General features: G+C 64.3%; 20 protein-coding genes and 1 tRNA gene. 7 read left to right on the plus strand and 14 right to left on the minus strand.

The genetic code is table 11. From position 1 onward, the window contains the following. Positions 1–53: 53 nt before the first annotated feature. The gene (sthA, locus tag P1K30_RS06710) at positions 54–1457 is read left to right on the plus strand and encodes a Si-specific NAD(P)(+) transhydrogenase (RefSeq protein ID WP_275631920.1); all 1404 of its coding nucleotides are present in this window, start codon (positions 54–56) and stop codon (positions 1455–1457) included. 46 nt (positions 1458–1503) lie between these two features. Here sthA and P1K30_RS06715 read toward each other — a convergent pair whose 3' ends face one another. The 3 genes from P1K30_RS06715 to P1K30_RS06725 all read right to left on the minus strand — a co-directional run bounded on the left by P1K30_RS06715 (position 1504) and on the right by P1K30_RS06725 (position 3884). Further along, the gene (locus P1K30_RS06715) at positions 1504–2397 is read right to left on the minus strand and encodes a Hint domain-containing protein (RefSeq protein ID WP_275631921.1); all 894 of its coding nucleotides are present in this window, start codon (positions 2395–2397) and stop codon (positions 1504–1506) included. A 273-nt stretch (positions 2398–2670) separates the two neighbouring features. Next, positions 2671–3375 carry a response regulator gene (locus P1K30_RS06720; protein ID WP_275631922.1) on the minus strand — a complete coding sequence of 235 codons (705 nt, stop codon included), beginning with the start codon at positions 3373–3375 and terminating at the stop codon, positions 2671–2673. Then, complete coding sequence (locus P1K30_RS06725) at positions 3372–3884, minus strand: MarR family winged helix-turn-helix transcriptional regulator (RefSeq protein WP_275631923.1); 513 nt, start codon at positions 3882–3884, stop codon at positions 3372–3374. Before P1K30_RS06725 ends, P1K30_RS06720 begins: the two co-directional genes overlap by 4 nt. 170 nt (positions 3885–4054) lie before the next feature. Here P1K30_RS06725 and P1K30_RS06730 point away from each other — a divergent pair, with 170 nt between their 5' ends. The 3 genes from P1K30_RS06730 (at position 4055) to P1K30_RS06740 (ending at position 7221) form a co-directional block, all read left to right on the plus strand. Next, on the plus strand, positions 4055–4924 hold the full coding sequence (locus P1K30_RS06730) for a branched-chain amino acid aminotransferase (RefSeq protein ID WP_275631924.1): 870 nt from the start codon (positions 4055–4057) through the stop codon (positions 4922–4924). 216 nt (positions 4925–5140) lie between these two features. Further along, on the plus strand, positions 5141–6241 hold the full coding sequence (locus P1K30_RS06735) for a hypothetical protein (protein ID WP_275631925.1): 1101 nt from the start codon (positions 5141–5143) through the stop codon (positions 6239–6241). After that, positions 6238–7221 (plus strand): hypothetical protein, encoded by a 984-nt coding sequence (locus P1K30_RS06740; RefSeq protein ID WP_275631926.1) that lies wholly within the window; start codon positions 6238–6240, stop codon positions 7219–7221. The genes P1K30_RS06735 and P1K30_RS06740 overlap by 4 nt, the downstream gene beginning before the upstream one ends. Positions 7222–7230: 9 nt before the next feature. Here P1K30_RS06740 and P1K30_RS06745 read toward each other — a convergent pair whose 3' ends face one another. From P1K30_RS06745 to P1K30_RS06780, 8 genes are all read right to left on the minus strand, one after another. Continuing rightward, on the minus strand, positions 7231–8145 hold the full coding sequence (locus tag P1K30_RS06745; protein WP_275631927.1) for a DMT family transporter: 915 nt from the start codon (positions 8143–8145) through the stop codon (positions 7231–7233). Positions 8146–8245: 100 nt separating this feature from the next. Then, positions 8246–8443: a hypothetical protein gene (locus tag P1K30_RS06750; RefSeq protein ID WP_275631928.1), complete on the minus strand. Its 198-nt coding sequence runs from the start codon at positions 8441–8443 to the stop codon at positions 8246–8248. Between the two features lie 77 nt (positions 8444–8520). After that, positions 8521–9564, minus strand: a complete 1044-nt coding sequence (gene queG / locus P1K30_RS06755) for a tRNA epoxyqueuosine(34) reductase QueG (RefSeq protein WP_275631929.1) — start codon at positions 9562–9564, stop codon at positions 8521–8523. Between the two features lie 81 nt (positions 9565–9645). Then, positions 9646–10311, minus strand: a complete 666-nt coding sequence (gene fzlA / locus P1K30_RS06760) for an FtsZ-binding protein FzlA (protein ID WP_275631930.1) — start codon at positions 10309–10311, stop codon at positions 9646–9648. 56 nt (positions 10312–10367) lie between these two features. After that, the gene (mtgA, locus tag P1K30_RS06765; RefSeq protein WP_275631931.1) at positions 10368–11084 is read right to left on the minus strand and encodes a monofunctional biosynthetic peptidoglycan transglycosylase; all 717 of its coding nucleotides are present in this window, start codon (positions 11082–11084) and stop codon (positions 10368–10370) included. Between the two features lie 147 nt (positions 11085–11231). Next, a complete protein-coding gene (gltB, locus tag P1K30_RS06770) occupies positions 11232–15770 on the minus strand; it encodes a glutamate synthase large subunit (protein WP_275631932.1) in 4539 nt (1512 codons plus the stop codon). A 116-nt stretch (positions 15771–15886) separates the two neighbouring features. After that, positions 15887–16339 (minus strand): GFA family protein, encoded by a 453-nt coding sequence (locus tag P1K30_RS06775; protein WP_275631933.1) that lies wholly within the window; start codon positions 16337–16339, stop codon positions 15887–15889. 71 nt (positions 16340–16410) lie between these two features. Continuing rightward, positions 16411–17844 (minus strand): NAD(P)-dependent oxidoreductase, encoded by a 1434-nt coding sequence (locus tag P1K30_RS06780; protein WP_275631934.1) that lies wholly within the window; start codon positions 17842–17844, stop codon positions 16411–16413. A gap of 220 nt (positions 17845–18064) precedes the next feature. On the opposite strand from P1K30_RS06780, the gene P1K30_RS06785 reads away from it, so the two are divergent. Beyond that, positions 18065–18868: an undecaprenyl-diphosphate phosphatase gene (locus tag P1K30_RS06785; protein WP_275631935.1), complete on the plus strand. Its 804-nt coding sequence runs from the start codon at positions 18065–18067 to the stop codon at positions 18866–18868. Between the two features lie 9 nt (positions 18869–18877). On the opposite strand, the gene P1K30_RS06790 is transcribed toward P1K30_RS06785, so the two are convergent. After that, the gene (locus P1K30_RS06790; protein WP_275631936.1) at positions 18878–19858 is read right to left on the minus strand and encodes a complex I NDUFA9 subunit family protein; all 981 of its coding nucleotides are present in this window, start codon (positions 19856–19858) and stop codon (positions 18878–18880) included. Positions 19859–19997: 139 nt separating this feature from the next. On the opposite strand from P1K30_RS06790, the gene P1K30_RS06795 reads away from it, so the two are divergent. Next, positions 19998–20084 (plus strand) — tRNA-Leu (locus P1K30_RS06795). A gap of 537 nt (positions 20085–20621) precedes the next feature. Next, on the plus strand, positions 20622–21050 hold the full coding sequence (locus P1K30_RS06800; protein ID WP_275631937.1) for a PEP-CTERM sorting domain-containing protein: 429 nt from the start codon (positions 20622–20624) through the stop codon (positions 21048–21050). A 13-nt stretch (positions 21051–21063) separates the two neighbouring features. Here the strand turns inward: P1K30_RS06800 and arfB are convergent, their stop codons facing one another. Both arfB and P1K30_RS06810 read right to left on the minus strand, forming a co-directional pair. Further along, positions 21064–21486, minus strand: coding sequence for an alternative ribosome rescue aminoacyl-tRNA hydrolase ArfB (gene arfB, locus P1K30_RS06805; protein ID WP_275631938.1), 423 nt, complete (start codon positions 21484–21486; stop codon positions 21064–21066). Positions 21487–21882: 396 nt separating this feature from the next. Further along, a complete protein-coding gene (locus P1K30_RS06810; protein ID WP_275631939.1) occupies positions 21883–22518 on the minus strand; it encodes a queuosine precursor transporter in 636 nt (211 codons plus the stop codon). Positions 22519–22534: the final 16 nt, after the last annotated feature.

The raw sequence follows: 22534 nt of genomic DNA on the forward strand, positions 1-22534 counted from the left end.
TTGTAAAACGCGGATACAGACCGCAACGTGACCGAAAACGCGGGGGACACTTTATGCCAAACGTCGACATGCTGGTGATCGGCTCGGGACCGGCCGGGCGCCGCGCCGCCGTCCAGTCCGCCAAGCTTGGGAAATCCGTGCTGGTGGTGGATCGCGGGCGCCGTCTGGGTGGCGTGTCCGTCCACACCGGAACGATCCCCTCGAAAACCCTTCGCGAAACCGTGCTGAACCTGTCCGGCTGGCGCGAACGCGGGTTCTATGGCCGGGGCTATCGCGTGAAGCAGGACATCACGGCCAGCGACCTGATGCAGCGGTTGCACAAGACGCTGGATCACGAGGTCGAGGTGCTTCAGCACCAGTTCATGCGCAACATGGTCCAGTCCGCCAGCGGAGAGGCGCGGTTCGTCGACCAGAACCATGTCGAACTGACGGAAGACGACGGCGACACCGTGCACGTCACCTTCGACAAGGCCCTGATCGCCACCGGCACGCGGCCTTTCCGGCCAGATCATGTGCCGTTCGACGACACGCGCGTATTCGACAGCGACTCGATCCTTGAAATCCCCGCCCTGCCGCGCAGCATGACGGTGATCGGCGGCGGGGTCATCGGGGTGGAATACGCGACCATCTTCTCGGCGCTCGACGTGCCGGTCACGCTGATTGAATCGCGCGAGTCGATCCTGAACTTCGTCGATACCGAGATCGTGGACGACTTCATCCACCAGATGCGCGACCGGGGCATCGTGATCCGGCTGGGCGCCACCGTAGACACGATCGAAAAGGCGGATACCGGCATCACCGTCGCGCTGACCGACGGCCGCAAGGTCCGGTCAGAGGTTCTGCTGTTCGCCGCGGGCCGGTCCGGCAGCGTCGAGGCTTTGAACCTGCCAGCCATCGGTGTCGAACCCGACAAGCGCGGGCGCATCAAGGTGGACCCGAAGACGTTCCAGACCTCGGCCCCGAACATCTATGCCGCCGGCGACATCATCGGCTTTCCGTCGCTGGCCTCGACCTCGATGGAACAGGGCCGTGTTGCCGCCTGCCACGCCTTCGACATGCCGCCCCCTCCGGCACCGGCCACGTTTCCTTATGGCATCTACGCGGTCCCCGAGATTTCCACCGTCGGCCAGTCAGAGGACGAGGTGCGCGCATCCGGCGTGCCATATGAATGCGGCATCGCCCGCTTCCGCGAGACGTCGCGGGGACACATCATGGGGGTCGACGCCGGTTTCCTGAAGCTGATCTTCGCGCTGGACGATCGGCGCCTGCTGGGCGCGCACATCGTTGGCGAAGGCGCGACCGAACTGATCCACATCGGACAGGCGGTCATCAACCTTGGCGGCGGTGTGGATTTCTTCGTCGAGAACACGTTCAACTATCCGACCCTTGCCGAAGCCTACAAGGTCGCGGGTCTGGATGCGTGGAACCGGATGGGTCAGCCCGAACCGGGCCAGTGATAAGGTCAGTGACCGGGCGCCCCTCAAGGCACCCGGTCTGGGTATCTTAGGCGAACGCGACTTCGGCGCCGTCCAGCCCGATACGCGCACGCACCGAGGCCGGCAGCAAACGGGCCGACGCAACGCGCGGCAGGTCGAGTTCGGCAATCGCCGGCTCGTCACCGTACAGCGCAAGGTATTCGCCGTAGTTGTCGAACGACCGGCGGGCGACGTGGTCGACGTAGCTTTCGGTTTCCGCACCTTCGGCGATCAGGATCTCCTGACGGTCCAGCTCGATGTGGTAGAACGTGGTGCGTTCTTCCATCTCGGCCAGCGGCACGAAGTCGATGTCGGCCCCGTTCACCAGCGCCGAGGCATTGCACAGCGCGCCGTCCAGCAGCATCGCGTGATCGGCGGTGACGGTCAGGTCGCGCGCGGGAATGTTGTCGCCCAGCGAACCGGCACGGAACCGGACCGGGGTCAGACGCTCGGCCGGGGCGAAGGTTTTGTGGATGGTGGTGTGACCGACCCACTTCACGGCAACGTCGCGGCCATCCGCCGTGCGCACCATGTCGCCGGTCTTCAGGTCCTCGACCGCACAGGTGCCGTCCGGCGTCGCGATCAGCGTGCCAGCAGCAAAGCAAGTGACGTCGTAGGTGTAGGGCGTGGTGGTGTCGACGGTAAGAACGGTGGTGTCGGCGACCGACTGGATTTCAGTGAAAAGGTAATCGTTGCCTTCCACTTCGATCACCACGCCAAGGTCGGTGACTGTGCCTTTGAAGACATTGCTGGTGTCGCCCGAACTGGCGATGCGGACATTGTCGCCAACTGCAGTTTCTTCGTCGAACGTGCCGTCGGCGAGGTCATCGAACGTGATGGGGAGGTTCGTGTATGCGCCAGAAACCGTGAAATCGGTGCCATCGAAAGTACCCGAGTAGAACCCGGAAAAAGTCTGAGGCATTTAAGTGCTCCTTGTGCTTCTGCGGTGGAGCTAGCGCAATGTTTGGAAAGGGAAAAGAAATTAATATGTTCTTAGGAAATCGTGATTGACCCTTGGGTTGAAAAGCGATTCGCGCGATGGTTGAGGGCGTTTCGTCACCAAGAGTCCCCCCTTTGACACCACGGGCCACAGCAACTTCGGCTTGGTCCGGCCAACGGCAATCGCGGACCCACGCTGCCAGCGGCCAGACGGTCTAAACTTCGATCCCGATTGCCAGATCACCGGCGGGCGACGTCAATCCGGCGCCAGCATGTATCCTGCCCCGCGCACCGTCTGCAAATAGCGCGGCTGCTTTGGATCCGCCTCCAGCTTGCGGCGCAGACGGGTGATCTGGACGTCGACCGCGCGCTCTTGCGCCTGACCGCGGTCGCGGCCAAGATCCTCGACCAGCTTAGCGCGGCTGACCGGCTCTCCCGGCTGGGTCGAGAAGATCTTCATAAGCTGCGCCTCTGTCGCGGTCAGACGGATCGGCTCGTCGCCGTGCCACATCTCGCCCCGGTCCACGTCGTACCGGATTTCGCCCAGCTTCAGATATTTCGGCCCCTCGCTATTCTCGGTGGGGGCCGAGGGGATGCGCCGCAGGATCGCGTTGATCCGCAACAGCAGTTCCTTCGGCTCGAACGGCTTGGCAAGATAGTCGTCGGCCCCGGCCTCCAGCCCGGCGATCCTGTCCTCTGTCTCGCCCTTGGCGGTCAGCAGCAGGATCGGCGTCGCCAGCGCCTCGCGCAGGGACCGGGTCAGCGATACGCCATCCTCGCCGGGCATCATGACGTCCAGCACCAGCATGTCGAATTCCAGTCCCGACAGCAGGCGGCGGGCCTGCGCCGCGTCGCGCGCGGCGGACACGAGAAAGCCGTGGCGGATCAGAAATTTCTGCAAAAGGTTCCGGATCCGCTCGTCATCGTCGACGATCAGCAGATGGGCGTCCGGCGCCGTCATGTGCCGGACTCTTTCAGCCGGTTGAAGTGTCGCCGCATCTCGGGATCCATCATCGCCTCCAGCACCGTGCGGAACCCGGCGACGGCCTCCGGCCCCGCGTGCCGGAAGGCGTCGCGCATCCGCGCCCTCTGCGCCGTCGACAATTCCGCCTCCAGCGCCTCGCCCTTCTCGGTGAGGTACAGGTGCCGCTCGCGCTTGTCACGCGCGCCGATCCTGCTTTCGACCAGCCCGTCCTCGATCAGGGTGCGCAGAACCCGGTTCAGGGACTGTTTCGTCACGCCAAGGATGTGAAGCAGGTTGTTGACCGTGGTCCCCGGCGCGCGATGAATGAAGTGGACCGCCCGGTGATGCGCCCGGCCATATTCAAGATCGCCAAGGATGCGGTCGGGATCCGCCGTAAAGCCGCGATAGGCGAAATACATCGCCTCGATCGCCTTGCGAAGCTGTTCGTCCGTCAGGAAAAGGAGACTTTCGCCCCCCGGCGCAGCCGCGCCACCGCCTTCTGCCATAGATCCGTCCGTCGTTCACAATCTGCTTTCAGACTAGGCATTTTATGTCAGCCTTGTTGACATTCCAAGAGCCGACTGGTACCGAATCGCAGATTTTGCGCAACTTTATGTCCGATGCGGACATATCCCACGCAATTTCCGAACCGACAGCGCAATGGAAGGATAGAACAATGGCTGGCGCTTATGATGACCGCGATGGCTACATTTGGATGGACGGGAAGCTTGTGCCGTGGCGCGACGCGAACGTACACGTCCTGACCCATGCCCTTCACTATGCGTCGTCGGTGTTCGAGGGCGAGCGCTGCTACAACGGCAAGATCTTCCTTGGCCGCAAGCATTCCGAGCGACTTCTTTTCTCGGGCCGCGAGCTGGACATGGAAATCCCCTATACGGTCGACCAGATCGAGGAAGCGAAATACGCGACGCTGAAGGCCAACAACCTGACCGACGCCTACGTTCGGGCCGTCGCATGGCGCGGCGCGGGCGAAGACATGGGCGTCAGCTCGGCCAAGAACCCCGTCCGCATGGCCGTGGCCTGCTGGGAATGGGGCGCGTACTACGGCGACTCGAAGTTCAAGGGCGCGAAGCTGGACATCTCGAAGTGGAAGCGTCCGTCGCCCGAAACGATCCCGGTCCACGCGAAGGCTGCGGGCCTTTACATGATCTGCACCGCGTCCAAGCATGTGGCTGAGTCCAAGGGCTGCTCGGATTCGCTGTTCATGGACTATCGCGGCTACGTGGCCGAGGCGACCGGCGCGAACATCTTCTTCGTCAAGGATGGCGAGGTTCACACCCCTCTGGCCGACTGCTTCCTGAACGGCCTGACCCGTCAGACCGTGATCGGCATGCTGAAGGACAAGGGCATCACCGTCCACGAGCGTCACATCGAACCCGGCGAGATGGAAAGCTTCCAGCAGTGCTGGCTGACCGGCACCGCCGCCGAGGTCACTCCCGTCGGCCAGATCGGCGACTACACCTTCGAAGTCGGTGAACTGACGAAAGAGATCGCGACGGATTACGAAAAGCTCGTCCGCTCGTAAGCGTCAGGACACGGTTTTTTGGAAAGGGGCGCCGCGGGCGCCCCTTTTTCGTTGTGCCCTATCGCCCCTAAATCATGCTGCGCGGGTCAGATTGCTGCCCGAAAGCGCGGCTAGCCATGGGACAACAGCCCATGACCCGAAAGGCCGGCCATGTCTCCTGTCCAGCTCTTCCTGGCATTCGCCGCCATGTGCGGCGCAGTCGTGTTCTTGTCGTTGATGCCAGAAGAAAGCGGCGGTTCGGACGGCGTTGTCGACCTGATGGCGGAAGACGGGATCGCGTCCCAGATCTTCGGCGGCGGCCTGTCCGCAGCCACGCCCAGCGACGATACCGAGAACGAGACCGACCCGAACAAGTTGCGCAGCGCCGACTTCTACGGGTGGAAAGCGAAGGACTACGGCGTCGCGGCCTACGGCGATTCCATCCTGCATCTGAACACCATCGTCGCCGACTACCCGCGCGACATCCAGTACCCCGCCAGCTACCGCATCGCCGCCTTCGACCCGTCCTGCACCCCGCGCCCCCCGCGCGAGGACGAGGCGATCGCCAATGTCAGCGTCGGGTTCGGCGACCGGCCCTCGGGGCTGCTGGCCTTCGACACGTCCGAGCTGGTGAAGGCCCAAATGACGTGGCTGGGACGCAAGTTCGGCGGCACGAGCGTCACGCAATCGCAGTTGGTGCCCGACCGCGACGGCATGGCGATCATCGACGTGATCGTTACAGACACCAGCGCGCCGCAGTACCTTGTCCTGCAACACTGGATGTCCGACGTGCTGTGGAACGTGATGCTCGCGCCGGGCGTCGAGGTCTCGCACATAGCCGTGGTCGGTCCGGGCGGCGCACTGAACCCCCCGTGGGGCGATTACGACATCCAGTTCCTGTCGACCCGCGGCATCGACTGCGTGCCGCGCGTCGCCCGCATCCCGCGCCCCAGCTGGGGCATGACGTCCCAACCCGGCGCGGAAACTCTGGCACAGGACTACATGGACGAGTCGCGGACGGCCTACGACCACTACGCGGCGTGGTTCCTGACGCATTTCAACAGCCTGCCCGAGTTCAACGTCGTGGGCTTCTACGTCACCAAGCACGCGCTTGTCGGCCCGGTGCCCGACACGCCGATCCCCTATCGCCCGCTCGCCGGGGCCGAGGTTCTGGTGACCGAGAAGGATTACATATTCGTCTCTGAACCGCAGGTTCGGGACGCATTCCTGCTGGACGTGCAGATTGGCCTGCTGACCGACGCGGCGGGCGGCGACCTTGCCGCCCTGTCGCCCGAGCCGATGCTGAGCGCCGATACCGCGACGGAGGTGGTGCAATGAGCACGCGGATCCTTGGCCTTGCCATCGGACTGGTCATGCTGATCCCGGTCGCGGGCATCAGCCTGTACGCGCTGGGCGCCTACGAACGTTTCTCGCGCTTCACCGAGTCGATCGCCGGTATCTCCGGCCCCGGCGCGACCCCGGCCGACAGCGGCCCGCCCGAACCGCTGGGAAGCATGGGCCTGTCCTTCCTCGAGATGATCGAGGGGCACCGCGACCGGCGCAAGGCCGACGCAATCTTCGACCCCGATACCCCCACGCGGCACCGGCGGGTGACGTGGAACGTCCACCTGCCCGTCGACGACGTGCTTCGGCCCGGCGAGCCGCGCCCCGAACCCATGATGGAACCGCTGTACATTCTGGCGCGCGCGCCCGCGCTGGCGATGGACCTGTGCGCCGACATGCTGGCCGACATGGCCAAGGGCTGCGGCTTTGCCAGAGCCGAGGTCGACGCCGACCGCTCGGGGATGCACAAGCTGGAACTCAGGGTCGGCTTCCTGCCGGCCGACCCGGTCGGCGACACCACCGACCTCGCCACCGCCACGCTCGAGACCGAGATCGTGCCGCTCGACGATCCCGACACCTTCGGCCGGCGCGTCGCGCCCGAGGCCCGCGCCGCCCTGCGCGAGGACTACCGCCAGCGCGCCCGCGACTACTGCGACGCGCTGCGCCAGCGGGTGGGAAGCTGCGTGATCACGTCGATCCGGGTCAACGAAACGCCGGTGCCCGACGGCGACGGCACATGGTACGTGAACGCGACCGCCACCTTCGCATGGCTCAAGTCCGACCCGGCTGCCGAGGCCGACCTTGCGGCGCTCGACTCCGAATCCTCGGGCCTTGCCGGGCTGCTCAATAGCATCACCGGCGGCGGCGCCGTGGCGGCCGGTCCGGCCGAAGACTCTGCGCCCGTGGTGCTGAATGGCGGCGGCGCCTTCAAGAACGCCAGTGGCAACAGCCGGTTCCAGAAAGTGGGCGAATAAGACCGCGCCCTAGCGGTCCTTCATCATGCTGCGCAGCTTGCCTTCGGACGCGGCACCGCGCCCAAGCTGCCGTTCGCGGAACACGATGGCCACGCCCGCCGCGATCACCAGCGCGGACCCGATCAGCATCCCGACCGTCGGCAGTTCATCGAAGATGAAAAAGCCGATGACCAGCGCCCAGATCATCGAAAGATAGGTAAAGGGCGCAAGCGTCCCCGCGTCGGCAAAGCGGTAGCTGGATGTCAGAAAAATCTGCCCCGCTCCGCCGATCAGCCCTGCCCCGATCAGCCAGAACCACTCGATCCCCATCGGCATCACCCATCCGAACGGGATCGTCGTCAACGCCAGAAGGCTGGCCGTGGCCGAGAACCAGAATACGATCGCCTCTGTCCGCTCGGTACCCGCCATCGCCTTGATCAGGATCTGCGCGCAAGAGGCCAGTGCCGCCGACGCGAGCGTGACCAGCGCGCCCAGCCGGACCGCCCCGCCGCCTTCGAAGGTCAGTTGCGGCCACATGATGATGCTGACGCCGACCAGCCCCACCGCGACTGCCGTGATGCGGAACATGCGCACCCGCTCGCGCAGAAAGATCGCCGCGAAGATAACGATGAGGATCGGCGTGATGAACCGGATCGCGGTGGCTTCGGGCAGCGGAATGTACTTCAGCCCAAGAAACCCAAGCCCCATCGCCAGCGACCCGGCGATGCCCCGCACAAGGTGCCCGGGCACCGAATTCACCCGCAGCCCGGACGGCAGCTCTCCCTTCAGGGCAAGCCACATCGCGATGACGGGAAGCGCGCAGAATGCACGGAAAAACACAGTCTCTCCGGCAGGGATACGGCCCGCGGCTTTCACGAAAGCGGTCATCACGGCAAAACACGAGATTGCCAGGACCATCAGTAGAATGCCGCGAAGGGGTTGCATAGGCGCCGGAATTTCCAAATCCCGGTTTAGCTAGCAGACCCCTTCAGAAATGCCCATAGCGACCCGCCCGGTCACAGCCCGGACGGGGGCGCGGCGCGTGTCAGGCCAGATAGCCGCGGTCGATCCGCAGGAACTGCTTCACGATGGACGCGTCGGTGCGCCCCTTGCGGCCGCGGCGCGACAGCATCCGGATATTCGGGTGCGATGCCTCCCCGGCGCGGATGCGGTCAAGACGGGTGAAAGCCTTCATACGGCCCGGCGTCTGGATGCGTTCGTGGTCGAGTTGTTTCCTGGACATGCGAGTCTCCTCCTTTTCGCCTTGCCCATCATGTAAGGTCTCATGACCTTAGGAAAACCACCCCGCGCGGCGCAAACTCAAACTTTGTGCAAACGCTCAATTGCCCAGCGCGCAGCCTCGCGGACCGTCTCGTCGGCGTCGTCGGTCAAGCCACGCGCGGCGGGGATCAACCGGGGCAGACCGGAATTCCCGATCGCATACAACACGTTGCGCACGAAGCGGTCGCGCCCGATCCGCTTGATCGGCGATCCGGAAAACCGCTCGCGAAAACCGGCATCGTCCAGGTTCACCAGCGTTTCCAGGTCGGGCGCCACAAGATCCGGCCGCGCGGACAGCTTCGCATCGCGCCCCGTCTGCGCGAACTTGTTCCAAGGACAGATCGCAAGACAGTCGTCGCAGCCGTAGATCCGGTTGCCCATCCGCTCGCGCAATTCCACCGGAACCGGCCCCTGGTGCTCGATCGTCAGGTAGGAAATGCAGCGCCGCGCATCCAGCTGGAACGGCGCCGGGAAGGCATCCGTGGGGCAGATGTCCAGACAGGCGGTGCAAGATCCGCATTTCTGCGCTTCCGGGGCATCGGGCGGCAACGCGGCGGTGGTGAAGATGGCGCCAAGAAAGAACCAGTTGCCCAGATCGCGCGACAGAAGGTTCGTGTGCTTACCCTGCCAGCCCAGCCCCGCCGCCTGCCCCAGCGGCTTCTCCATCACCGGCGCGGTGTCGACGAAAACCTTGATCTCGGGGGTGCCGCCACCGGCCTCGATCAGCCAGCGGCCCAGCCGCTTCAGCCGCTTCTTGACCACGTCGTGATAATCGCGCCCCTGCGCATAGACCGACACCGCGCCACGATCCGGTTGGTCGAGAACCTCCAGCGGATCGGTCTCGGGCGTGTAGGGTTCGGCCAGCATGATGATCGACCGCGCCTCGGGCCACAGGGCCGCCGGATCGCCGCGCCAGTTCATGCGCTCGGCCATCCATGCCATCTGGCCGTGGTACCCGGCATCGACGAACTCCGCGAGACGCCCGGCGATCTCGGGCACCGCGTCCGGCGTCGTGATCCGGCACTTGGCGAAGCCCTCGGACCGCGCCTGCGCCACCAGCCGCGCTTTCAGATCGGGGGACACGCCTGCGCTTCTTCTCTTTCCAAATACCTCGGGGGAGTCGCCCAAGGGGCGACGGGGGCAGAGCCCCCGCGACCGACCTTATCAGAAATCGAGATCGGCGTAATGCTGCGGCGGCGGAAAGCCCGGGACCTGATCCGCAAGGATCGACCGGAAGGCAGGGCGCGACTTGATCTTGGCGTACCAGTCCTTGACGCTTGCGTTCCGGTTCCAGTCGACGTCGCGGATGTAATCCAGCGAAGACAGGTGCGCGGCGGCGGCGAAATCGGCCAGCGTCATGGAATCCCCGGCCAGCCAGCGCCGCTGGTCCAGCAGCCATTCCATGTAGTCGAGGTGATACTTGATCTTCTGGGCGCCCATCTTGACGTTCTTCGATTCAGGATAGCCCAGCCCCATCACCTTCTTGTTCACCCGCTCGTACAAGAGCTTCGAAGTGACCTCGTGGTGGAACTTGTCGTCGAACCACATCACCAGCCGCCGCACCTCGTGCCGCTGACGGGGATCGCGCGGCATCAGCGGCGGCTCGGGATGGGTTTCCTCGATGTATTCACAGATCGGGCCGCTTTCGGCCAGCGTCAGCCCGCCCATCTTCAGCACCGGAACCTTGCCCGCCGGGTTGCGCCGCAAAAAGTCGGGCTCTTGCTCCCAGTATCGTTCCTCGACCAGCTCGACCTCGATCTTCTTCTCGGCAAGCGACAGCCGCACCTTGCGGCAGAAGGGCGACAGGGGCACGTGGAACAGGCGGTTCATGGGGCTATCGGTCCGGGTAGGGGCACCGGCATGAATGCCGTGTTAACGCTCCGATTTCAACTCTCGAAACAGTCGTCCCGCCCATCTGCGCGGATGGTCGCGGCCCCGGACCGGATCGCGGCGGCCCGGCGCTGGACAAAGGCGGACGGGTTCGAGGCGGACCTGTCCTTGGGATCGGGCAGGATCGCGGCCAGCAACGCCGCCTGCTGATCCGACAGATCCGCCGCCGAAACCCCGAAATAGTGACGCGCGGCAGCCTCGACCCCGAAGACGCCCGCGTCGAACTCGACCATGTTCAGGTAGATCTCCAGCAGGCGGCGCTTGGACCAGACCGCTTCGACCGCCGGGGTGATGCCGGCCTCCAGCGCCTTTCGCAGCCAAGACCGCCCGTGCCACAGGAACACGTTCTTCACGACCTGCTGGCTGATGGTGGACGCGCCCCGGTTGCTGCCCGCTTCGATCGCGGCGCGGATCGCCGACATGTCGAAGCCCCAGTGCAGGCAATAGTTGGCATCCTCTGCCGCGACCACCGACCGCGCCATCACCGGCGCGATCTGGTCCATGTCGACCCATTCCCGGTCGACACCGCCAAGGCGCCGACCTTCCGAGACGATGTAGGGCGTCGTCGGCGGATTGACGAAGGCATAAAGCGAGATGATCACGACCAGCAGCACGACGATCCCCCCAAGGACGACCCCGGCACGGCGCAGAAGCCAACGGCCTGGCCGGATTGGCTTGTTCTTCTTTTTCGCCGCCGGTTTGCGCTTTGCCATGTCTGTCCAAAAGCACGGGGCGCGGAACCGGTCAAGCCGCCGCGCGGATGACGTCGGCGGCCTGTGTCGGGCACGTCCCGACCCCCGAAAATGAAAGACCCCGCCGCGATCTCTCGTGGCGGGGTCTTTGCTGGATGCGGGGCGGGCTTACTCGGCCGGGACGCGCACGTCCTCGTTGCCAAGCGGGTGCTTCAGCTTGTTCAGCATTTCCCTCGGCACCACCTGCACGAAGTGTCCGCGCGCGGTTTCCCAGTGCTGAAGGATATCTTCCGCCTTCTGGCTCATCGTTTCGGCGGCGTGCCGCCCGATCAGGTTCAGAAGCTGCTCTTCCCAATGCTCGCCTTCGACCGGGCAGGTCACGAGGGTCTCCATGTTCATGAAGTTCTTCGCGACGCCGTCCGGGTCGTACAGATAGGCCATGCCACCGGTCATACCGGCGCCGAAGTTGGCACCGATGGACCCAAGGATGACCGCGACACCGCCGGTCATGTACTCGCACCCGTTCGAGCCGCAGCCCTCGATCACGACCTGCGCGCCCGAGTTCCGCACCGCGAACCGCTCGCCCGCGCGGCCAGCCGCGAACAGGTAGCCATCGGTCGCGCCGTACAGCACCGTGTTGCCGATGATCGTGTTCTCGGACGCGATCAGCGGGCTCGCCATCGTCGGCCGCACCACGATGGTGCCGCCGGACAGGCCCTTGCCGACATAGTCGTTGGCGTCGCCCGCGACTTCCAGCTTCAGGCCCGGCGCCGCGAAGGCGCCCAGCGACTGACCGGCGGACCCCGCCAGCTTCACCGTCAGGTGATCCGACTGCAGGTCGTTGCGCATGCCGAACCGCTTCACGATGTGGCTCGACGTGCGGGTGCCGATCGTGCGGTGGGTGTTCCGCACGGCATAAGACAGCTGCATCTTCTCGCCTTCCTCCAGGAAGCGCGCGGCGTCCGCGACGATCTCGGCGTCCAGCGTGTCCGGCACCACGTTACGCGGGCGGGTCCGGTCGTACTTGATGTCCTCGGCCCCATCCACCGTGATGAGCAGCGGGTTGAGGTCCAGATCGTCCAGATGCGCGGCACCCCGGCTGACCTGGCTTAGCAGGTCGGCGCGGCCGATCACCTCGTCCAGCGACCGGGCCCCGATCTTGGCAAGGATCTCGCGGACTTCCTGCGCGTAGAAGGTGATGAGGTTCACCACCTTGTCCGCGTTGCCGGTGAACTTGTCCCGCAGCGCCGGGTCCTGCGTGCAGACGCCCACCGGACAGGTGTTCGACTGGCACTGGCGGACCATGATGCAGCCCATCGCGATCAGCGCGGCGGTGCCGATGCCGTATTCCTCGGCACCCAGCATCGCGGCCATGACGATGTCACGCCCGGTCCGCAGACCGCCGTCGGTCCGCAGGGTGACGCGGCCGCGCAGGTTGTTCATCGACAAGACCTGATGCGCCTCGGTCAGGCCCATCTCCCACGGCAGACCCGCGTATTTGATGGACGTGGCCGGCGAGGCGCCGGTGCCGCCGTTGTGACCCGAGATCAGGATGACGTCGGCCTTCGCCTTCGCCACGCCCGCCGCGATGGTGCCGACGCCCGAGGACGCCACCAGCTTCACCGTGACCTTGGCCCGCGGGTTGATCTGCTTGAGGTCGTAGATCAGCTGCGCGAGGTCCTCGATCGAGTAGATGTCGTGGTGCGGCGGCGGCGAGATCAGCGTCACGCCGGGCGTCGAGTGACGCAGGCGCGCGATTAGCTCGGTCACCTTCATGCCGGGCAGCTGGCCGCCTTCGCCGGGCTTGGCGCCCTGCGCGACCTTGATCTCAAGCTCTTCGCACTGGTTCAGGTACTCGGCGGTGACGCCAAAGCGGCCCGATGCGACCTGCTTGATCTTGGCCGACGGGTTGTCGCCGTTGGGTTCCGGCACGAAATGCGCCGGATCTTCGCCGCCCTCGCCGGAATCCGACTTGGCGCCGATCCGGTTCATCGCGACGTTCAGCGTCTTGTGCGCCTCGGGCGACAGCGCGCCCAGCGACATGCCCGGCGTCACGAACCGCTTGCGGATCGAGGTGATGCTTTCCACCTCTTCCAGCGGGATCGCCTTGCCCAGCGGCTTGATGTCCAAGAGGTCGCGCAGATGGATCGGCGGCATCGCCTTCATCTTGTTCGAGTACTGCTTCCACAGTTCATACGACGCGCGGTTGCAGGCGGCCTGCAGCATGTGCATCGCCTGCGCTTCCCATGCGTGGGTCTCGCCCGATTTCCGCGCCTTGTAGAAGCCGCCGATCGGCAGCACGTCGCGGCCGCCCATCCAGCCGGCCTTGTGCACTTCGATCAGCTTCTTCTGGATGCCAGAGACGCCGATGCCCGAGATGCGGCTGTGCATCCCCGGGAAGAACTCGGCCACCATCGCGCGGGACAGGCCCACCGCCTCGAAGTTGAGACCGCCGCGATAGGACGAGATCACCGAGATGCCCATCTTGGACATGATCTTCAGCAGGCCCGCATCCACGGCGGCGCGATAGTTCGACATCGCCTCGGTCAGCGACATGTCGAACAGGCCGCGTTCGATGCGATCGGCGATGCTGTCTTCGGCGAGATAGGCGTTCACCACGGTGGCGCCACAGCCGATCAGCACGGCAAAGTAATGCGGGTCGACGCATTCCGCCGAGCGCACGTTCAGCGAGCAGAAGGTCCGCAGGCCCTTGCGGGTCAGCCACGAATGCACCGCGCTGGTCGCAAGGATCATCGGCATCGCGACCTTGTCCTCGTTCTGGTGCATATCGCTCAGAACAAGGTGGCCGGCGCCGGAACGCACGGCGTCTTCGGCCTCGGCGCGGATGCGCGTCAGTTCGGCACGCAGCGCGTTCTCGTCACCGTCCTTCGGGAAGGTACAGTCGATCTCGACCATCGGCGCGTTGAAGTTTTCGACAAGGATGTCGAACTGCGCGTTGGCGACGAAGGGGCTGTCCAGAACGATGATCTCGGTCTGGCTGCTGTCCTCGTCCAGCACGTTCTTGAGGTTCCCGAACCGCGTCTTCAGAGACATCACGCGGTATTCCCGCAGGCTGTCGATCGGCGGGTTGGTCACCTGGCTGAAGTTCTGACGGAAGAAGTGCGACAGGGGCCGGTACTTTTCCGAAAGCACGGCGGACGGCGTGTCGTCGCCCATCGACGCGATCAGCTCTTTGCCGTCGTCGACCATCGGCGACAGCACGGTTTCCATCTCTTCAAGGCTGAAGCCCGCAGCGATTTGGCGCTTGCGCAGTTCGCCGCCGGTGTACAGCGGCGCTTCGGTCGCCTGCGACAGCTCTGCGTCAAGCTCGTTGATCTTTCCGACCCAGTCGCCGAACGGCTGGCTGTTGGCCAGACGGTCCTTGATCTCGGAATCGTGGAACAGCTTGCCTTCCTGCATGTCCACGGCCAGCAGCTGGCCCGGACCAAGCGCGCCCTTCTCGATCACGGTGCTTTCGTCGACGGGCACCATGCCAGCCTCGGACCCTGCGATCACAAGGTTGTCGCCGGTCACGACATAGCGCATCGGGCGCAGGCCGTTCCGGTCGAGACCGGCGCAGACCCAGCGGCCATCCGTCATCGCCAGAGCGGCGGGGCCGTCCCACGGCTCCATCACCGAGTTGCAGTAGCTGTACATATCGCGCCACGCCTGCGGCAGCTCGATCGCCTGCTGCGACCAGCTTTCGGGCACCAGCATGGTCTTCGCCATCGGCGCCGACCGACCGGCCCGCACCAGCACCTCGAACACGGAATCAAGCGCGGCCGAGTCCGACGACCCCTGCGGGATGATCGGCTTGATGTCCTCGGCCAGATCTCCGAAGGCGCCGGACGCCATGCGGATCTCGTGGCTTTTCATCCAGTTGGAGTTGCCCTTGATCGTGTTGATCTCGCCGTTGTGGGCCAGCATCCGGAACGGCTGAGCCAGCCACCACTGCGGGAAGGTGTTGGTCGAATACCGCTGGTGATAGATCGCGAAGGCGCTTTCGAAACGGTCGTCCTTGAGGTCCGGGTAGAACTCGGCGACCTGCTCGGCCAGCATCATGCCCTTGTAGATGATCGACCGGCACGACAGCGACGCGATGTAAAGCTGACCGACACCAGCCGCGGCTGAGGCTTTCTCGATCCGGCGACGGATGACGTACAGTTCGCGTTCGAAGGTTTCCTCGTCGACGCCCTTCGAGTTCGCGATCAGGATCTGTTCGATCTCGGGACGGGTGGCGTTGGCCTTTTCGCCAAGCACAGAGACATCCACCGGAACGTGGCGCCAGCCGTAGATGTAATAGCCCATCCGCAGCACTTCGGTCTCGACGATCGTGCGGCAGGTCTCCTGCGCCCCGAAGTCGGTGCGCGGCAGGAACACCTGACCGACCGCGATCAGCTGGTCTTCCTTCGGCTTGTGGCCGGTCCGCTCGATCTGTTCGAAGAAGAACGCCGGCGGGATCTGAACGTGAATGCCCGCGCCGTCGCCGGTCTTGCCGTCGGCGTCGACAGCGCCACGGTGCCAGATCGCTTTCAGCGCATCGATGCCCGCCTCGACGACCTTCCGGCTTTTCTTGCCGTCGACCGACACGACGAGACCAACGCCGCACGACGACTTCTCGTCATCATCGCGGTACAGGCTGTTCTCGGCCATCCACGCCCGACGCGCTTCTTCGCGCGCCACCCAGGCTTCATCATAGGTCGTCATCTGGCGTCCTCCTTACTGGCTGCCACCGCCGGGCCTGCCCGGTGGGGTCGCTCCGCCCGCGGCGCCCCGCGTGCGGCTGTAGATCCAATGTCCGTCCCGAACACTGGCAGGTTGCTTCACCCTGCCTGATTCTCGGGGCCCGTGTTCAGTGCGCCGAACCGCGCGATGCAGTCCTGGCGTGTCATCAGTGTCCGGTCGCTGCCTTCGAAGGCATAACTGTCCGGTTTGTGGTCGATGAATATCTCGTTCACCAACCGAAAGCCGTTCGCGTCGTCGAACAGCCCAAGCGGCATTTCCGTGTTCGTCTGGTCGTCCGCCGTCATCCGGTAGAACAGGTTCGACCCGCATTCATCGCACCACGCGCGTTCCGCCCAGCCGCTGGTCTGCGCCCGCCGGATGTGCGCGGTGCCGGTCCAGTCGATGTTCGCCGTCGGGACCGTGACCGCGATCATCGCCGAGCCGGTCCAGCGGCGGCAGGTCTCGCAATGGCAGATCCCGGCCTTGTCCTGAACATCGCGTGCAACGAAGCGAACCGCCCCGCACACGCAACCACCGGCGCGCGTGCTCATGCCGCACACGGGACAGCCGCCCCGAAGGGCGACCGGCCAGCCAGCGTAAGTCCCGCGACCATCCGCCCCGATTACTCGGCTGCGACCTGCGCCGGCGCGTTCAGGAAGTCGAGGATCGACTCCGCCGCTTCGCGCCCGTCGCGGATTGCCCAGACCACCAGCGACGCGCCACGCACGATGTCCCCGACGGCATAGACGCCTTCAAGGTTCGTGGCGTGGGTGCGGAAGTCGGCCTTGACCGTGCCCCAGCGGGTCACTTCCAGCCCATCCACGCCCCACAGCTTCGGCAGGTCTTCGGGTTCGAAGCCCAGCGCCATCACGACAAGGTCGGCGTCTTCCAGATAGTCGGCGCCCTCGATCACTTCGGGGCTGCGGCGGCCGGACGCATCCGGTGCGCCAAGACGCATCTTCTGGATCATCACGCCTTCGACCGTCTCGCCGCTGAAGCCCTTCGGCGCCGTCAGCCAGACGAACTCGACACCCTCTTCCTCGGCGTTCGCCACCTCGCGCTGCGAGCCGGGCATGTTGGCCCTGTCGCGGCGATAGAGACACTTCACGCTTTCGGCGCCCTGCCGGATCGCGGTGCGCACGCAGTCCATCGCGGTATCGCCACCGCCGACCACGACAACACGCTTGCCCGCGGCGTTCAGCTCGCCCGAGTTATATTCCTCGACATCGTCGCCGAAGCTGACCTTGTTCGAGCAGGTGAGATAGTCGATCGCCCGCACGATGCCCTGCGCGCCAACGCCGGGGGCCTGAAGGCCACGGCTTTTGTAGACGCCGGTCGCGATCAGGACCGCGTCGTGCTTGCCGCGGATCGCTTCGAACGAGATGTCTTCGCCCACGTCGCAGTTCAGCACGAACTCGACGCCGGATTCCTCAAGCTGGGCGACGCGGGCCATGACCACGTCCTTCTCCAGCTTGAAGCCGGGGATGCCATAGGTCAGCAGGCCGCCAGCGCGGTCATAGCGGTCGTAGACCGTGACCTGAACGCCCTGACGGCGCAGCGCGTCGGCAGCGGCAAGCCCGCCCGGACCGGCGCCGATGATGCCGACGGATTCGGGACGATCCTCGGCCGGCTTGATCGGCTTGACCCAACCCATCTCCCACGCGGTGTCGGTGATGTACTTCTCGATCGACCCGATCGTGACGGTGCCGTGGCCCGACTGTTCGATCACGCAGTTGCCTTCGCACAGACGGTCCTGCGGGCAGATGCGGCCGCAGATCTCGGGGAAGGTGTTGGTGGCCTGAGAGACCTCGTAGGCTTCCTGCAGGCGGCCCTCGGCCGTCAGCTTCAGCCAGTCGGGAATGTTGTTGTGCAACGGGCAGTGCGACTGGCAGTAGGGCACGCCGCATTGGCTGCACCGGCTCGACTGCTGCTGTGCCTTTTCGTGCGCGTATTCCGCGTAGATTTCCTGAAAGTCCTGACGGCGCAGATCGGGGGCACGCTTCTCTGGCATGTCCCGATCGACCGACGTGAACTTCAGCATCATCTGTTTCGCCATCTAGGCAGACCTCCACGAATAGGTGTTGGCGGTGCTATAAAAGAGGTTGGATCGGAAATAAAGTCAAAAGAGCTGACCTTTTTTCGCTGTTCGGATGCGGAAACGGTCGATTTCTGCGCGAACGGCGTATTTTTAGGTCAGCACGATTTACCTTTATTGTTCCTTTCAATTGGAGGACAAGCGGATAGCTTCAAGCTCACGAATCATGAACGTGTAATCCATGCCCCTTCTCCACATACTTCTTGTTGCATTGATACAGGGCCTGACCGAATTTCTTCCGGTTTCTTCCTCTGGGCACCTGATTCTCTTACCGAATCTTACCGGACTCCAGGACCAAGGACAGGTCATAGACGTGGCCGTACACGTCGGCACGCTTGGCGCGGTGATCCTGTATTTCTGGCAGGACGTGAAGCTGACGCTGGCCGGCATCCCCCATCTTCTGCGCGGCCGCATCAATTTCCCGGGCGCGGGACTGGCGCTTTGCCTTGTCCTTGCGACGATCCCGGTGGTGATTGTCGGTCTGATCCTGAACCTGACGGGTCTGGACGACATGATGCGGTCCACCGCAGTGATCGGCTGGACCATGCTGATCTTCGGGATCGTGCTGTACTGGGCGGACAAATACAGCCCCGAACGGCGCCCGGCAGAGTTCTGGAACATCCGCGACGCCGCGATCATGGGCCTGTGGCAAGCCATCGCGCTGATCCCCGGAACCTCGCGGTCGGGGATCACGATCACCGCTGCGCGCCGGCTGGGCTATAACCGGCGCGGCGCCGCGAAGCTGGCGATGCTGATGTCGATCCCGACGATCCTTGCGTCCGGCGTGCTGCTGGGCGCCGAGGTCGCGGTCACCGCAGACGCCGCCGCCGCGCGGGACGGGGCGATTGCCGCCGTCTTCGCCTTCGGCGCGGCGCTGTTCGCGCTGTGGTTCATGATGAAGCTGCTGAAATCGGTCAGCTTCACGCCCTACGTGATCTATCGCGTCGTTCTGGGCGTCATCCTGCTGGTCATCGCCTATAGCTAGGCGACGACCTCAGGCCTTCAGGTTGCGCGCCGATTCCTTGATCGCGGCGTACTGGCCAGACGGGCGATAGGCCCACAGGTATTCCGGCAGCACCGCTTCCATCGAGGTCGGAGAGATCCCGAGATCGGCAAAGCCCTTCGCGTCTTTCGCGACGACATTGTCGGTCTTCAGCTGCTTCACCTGGTCGCTGGTCAGCGGCGCCTTCACCAGCCCGCCGGTCATCGCCGAACCGAAGCCGGACACGCCCGCGATCAGCTTAGCGGCCCAGAACGGCAGGTTCAGCACCAACCGGCGGCGCCGGATCATGACCAGCATCTGCTGCATCAGGTCCGAGAAGCTTGCGACCTCGGGCCCGCCAAGTTCGTAGATCCCCGGAGCCGCCTGTCCCAGAACGCCCTTCACCGCCGCCTGCGCGACATCATCGACATAGACCGGCTGGAACTTCGTGTCGCCGCCCACCACGGGCAGGACCGGACCCATCCGGGCCATCTTGCCGAAGCGGTTGAAGAAGTCATCCTCGGGCCCGAAAATGACAGACGGGCGCAAGATCACGGCCTGCGGCTGGTGTTCCAGCACCGCGGCCTCTCCGTCGGCCTTGGACCGCGCATAGGCGCTGTCGCCCTCGGCATCGGCGCCGATCGCCGAAAGATGGACCATGCGGTCGATCCCCTCGGCCCGCGACAGGCGCGCGATCCGCTCGGCGCCCTCGACCTGAACCGCAGAGAAATTGTTCTTACCCTTCGCGTCGAAGGTTCCCACGCAGTTCACCACCACGTCGGCAGAGTGCAGCGCGGCGCGGACGCTCGCGTCGTCGCGAATATTGCACAGGATCGGCTCGACCTGTCCGACGACGCCATAGGGCCGCACGAATCCCGCAAGCTCGGGCCGGCGGCAGGCAACGCGCACCCGCCATCCCTCCTTGGCCATTCGCCGCGCGATATAGCGCCCCACGAACCCAGATCCGCCAAAGATTGTCACGAGTTTCGACATGGCCAGCCTCCGCTTTAGCTGTGTTTTTCCTTAGCCTTGGCGCTTCGGCATAACAACCCGGCATTGCGTCGCGTTTTATCTGACGATCCCGTGTTGACACCCGCGCACACCCTCTATAAATCCGCCTCTCACGACACCTGCCCAGGTGGCGGAATTGGTAGACGCGCTAGCTTCAGGTGCTAGTGTCCGTATGGACGTGGAGGTTCGAGTCCTCTCCTGGGCACCATAGAAAGCCCCTGCGAATCATAGGCTTATGGTTCTCGGGGGCTTTCTTGTTTTCAGGCTTCCGATCTGCATCCCTGACGGGACCCGCGCTTGGTTTCGATGGCGTCGCCGCGCATCGTCGTGACCCCGGCGGCTGACGTGAACGTGACCTGAATCGGCCTCGCAACATGGGTTCGAATTGCCCTCGACGTCAGGCGTCGCGCGTTGCCGTTTGGGCGCCCGCAAGCCCGATCTTGCACCGCGAAAATTCACCACTGGTGCCGCTCTCTTGGTACACTCGCAAGTATTGAAGGCCGCTTGCAGGCAGACAACAATGAGGGAGCGAGACATGAGGGCAATTCTTGCAGCACTGATACTGGTTTTTTACTCACAAACTTATGCACACGCGACGACGATCGACTTTCGAAACTATCCAACCGGTTGGCCGCCGATCATAACGCAGCAGTCTGGGTTCCAAGTCGAGGTTAACGCAATTGTATCCACAGACGTGGGCGTGCATCTCGACCAGCCCGACACAGTTCGGATCTCGCGCGCAGGCATGTTCAATGTCACGCAAATCGTTGTCTACGGAATCGAAACATACTTTGGTTACTATGGAAACGATTGGTTTTCCGAGTACGAGAACAAGACATTCGGTCGGATCGACTTCCCGAACGTGCGGATCGTCGGTTACCGCGCCGGGTCCATGATCGCGGACCTCGCCTATGCCGCTGGCCTTGGCCCGAAGACGATCAATGTCGGGCTGGAGGGTGTCGACGAGATCCACATCATGACCAAGGGACCAGATTACCCGAGCTACCCCGGCGCCAACTGCGTCATCTTGACGTTCAACAACGACTGCGAGCACTTCAACCTGACCGAGGTCTCGGTCGAGGCCGTGCCGGTGCCTGCGTCGCTGGTGTTGCTTGGCACCGGGCTGTTCGGGCTGTTTGGGCGGCGCAAGATCGCGGCTTTGGCCCGTCGCTGACGCAGTCGAAGGGTCAGCTGTCGCGGTCGACCGGGCCGCGCAGCGCCTTCACTTCGCCGCGCTGCTTCTTCGCCGCCAGACGGCGGCGTTTCGACCCCAGCGTGGGCCGGGTGGGAATACGGCGTCGCGGCCGTTCCAGCGCCTTGGTGATCAACTCTGCCAGACGGTCGCGGGCGATCTCGCGGTTGCGGGACTGGTGCCGCGTCTCGTCGACCTTCAGCACGATGGCGCCATCCGTGGTCCAGCGCCGTCCGGCCAGCCGCTTCAGGCGCGACTTCACGGCGTCGGGCAGGTTCGGCGACCGCTGCGCCTCGAACCGCAGTTCGACCGCAGTCGCGACCTTGTTGACGTTCTGCCCGCCGGGACCGCCAGAGCGGACGAACTGTTCGGTCAGTTCCCAGTCCTCGATGGTGATAGAGTCGTTGATCCTGATCATGGTGGGCCAACTGATGCCGCAGAACGGCGCGTCAAGCAACGCCGTGCCCGTTCGGGCAATATAGGGCGGACACGAAAAGGGCCGCCCTTGCGGCGGCCCCTCGAGTCCTTTGGAGATTAGTTCGGTTAGGACCTTCCGCGGCCCAATCGAAAGGAGGATTCCCCTGCGGGGCTGCCCTCAGACGGAATTCCCTCCGACTGTTCCGACACCTCTCTCCAACATCGCTCTAGACACTGGATCACCTCCTTTCACTGGGTTTCGATAAGGTCAGCGTTGCACAGATTTTGTGTATGTCAAAAACTTTTCCTCAAGCACTGGCGTTTTTCGCCAGCACTTGGGGAAGTGTTCCAAATCTGCCCTTAATTTGATCGAAGCCCGTTTCAGAGCGTCCCGCGGCTATGCAGGCTGGCGTCCCATCAGGCCGGATACCACCAGCCGGAACGGGATCAGCGCGATCAGCGCCAGCGCCAGCTTCACGCCCCAGTCGGCGACGGCCAGCGACACCCACAGCGGCACGACCGGGCCAGCGCCCAGAAGCGGCACCGCCTCGTTCGCCCAGGACACGTCGTTGCCGGGTTCGATGAAGGTCAGCCCGGTCGAGAAGGCGATGGTGAAGAACAGCGCGGTGTCGACCGACGACCCGACCAGCGTCGACGCCAGCGGCGCGCGCCACCAGTTGCCTTCGCGCAGACGGTCGAAGACGGCCACGTCCAACAGTTGGGCCGTCAGGAACGCAAGGCCCGAGCCGATCGCAACACGCAGCGTGACGGCGGGGTAGGTGTATCCGTCGCCCTGCAGCATGATCTGCGTGCCGATCATCGAGCAGACGACGCCGACCACAAAGCCGGCAACAACCACCTTGCGGGCGGTGGCCGCGCCATAGACGCGGTTCATCACGTCGGTGACGAGGAAGGCGATGGGATAGGTAAAGGCACCCCAGGTCAGCCAGTCGCCCAGAAGGAACTGTACCAGGATGTTAGAGGCCACTACGACGATGGCCATGGCGATAACGCCAGGAAGAAGACGGGTCATGTGTATGGTCCGTTTT

Source organism: Psychromarinibacter halotolerans (assembly GCF_029168315.1).
Lineage (GTDB): Bacteria > Pseudomonadota > Alphaproteobacteria > Rhodobacterales > Rhodobacteraceae > Psychromarinibacter > Psychromarinibacter halotolerans.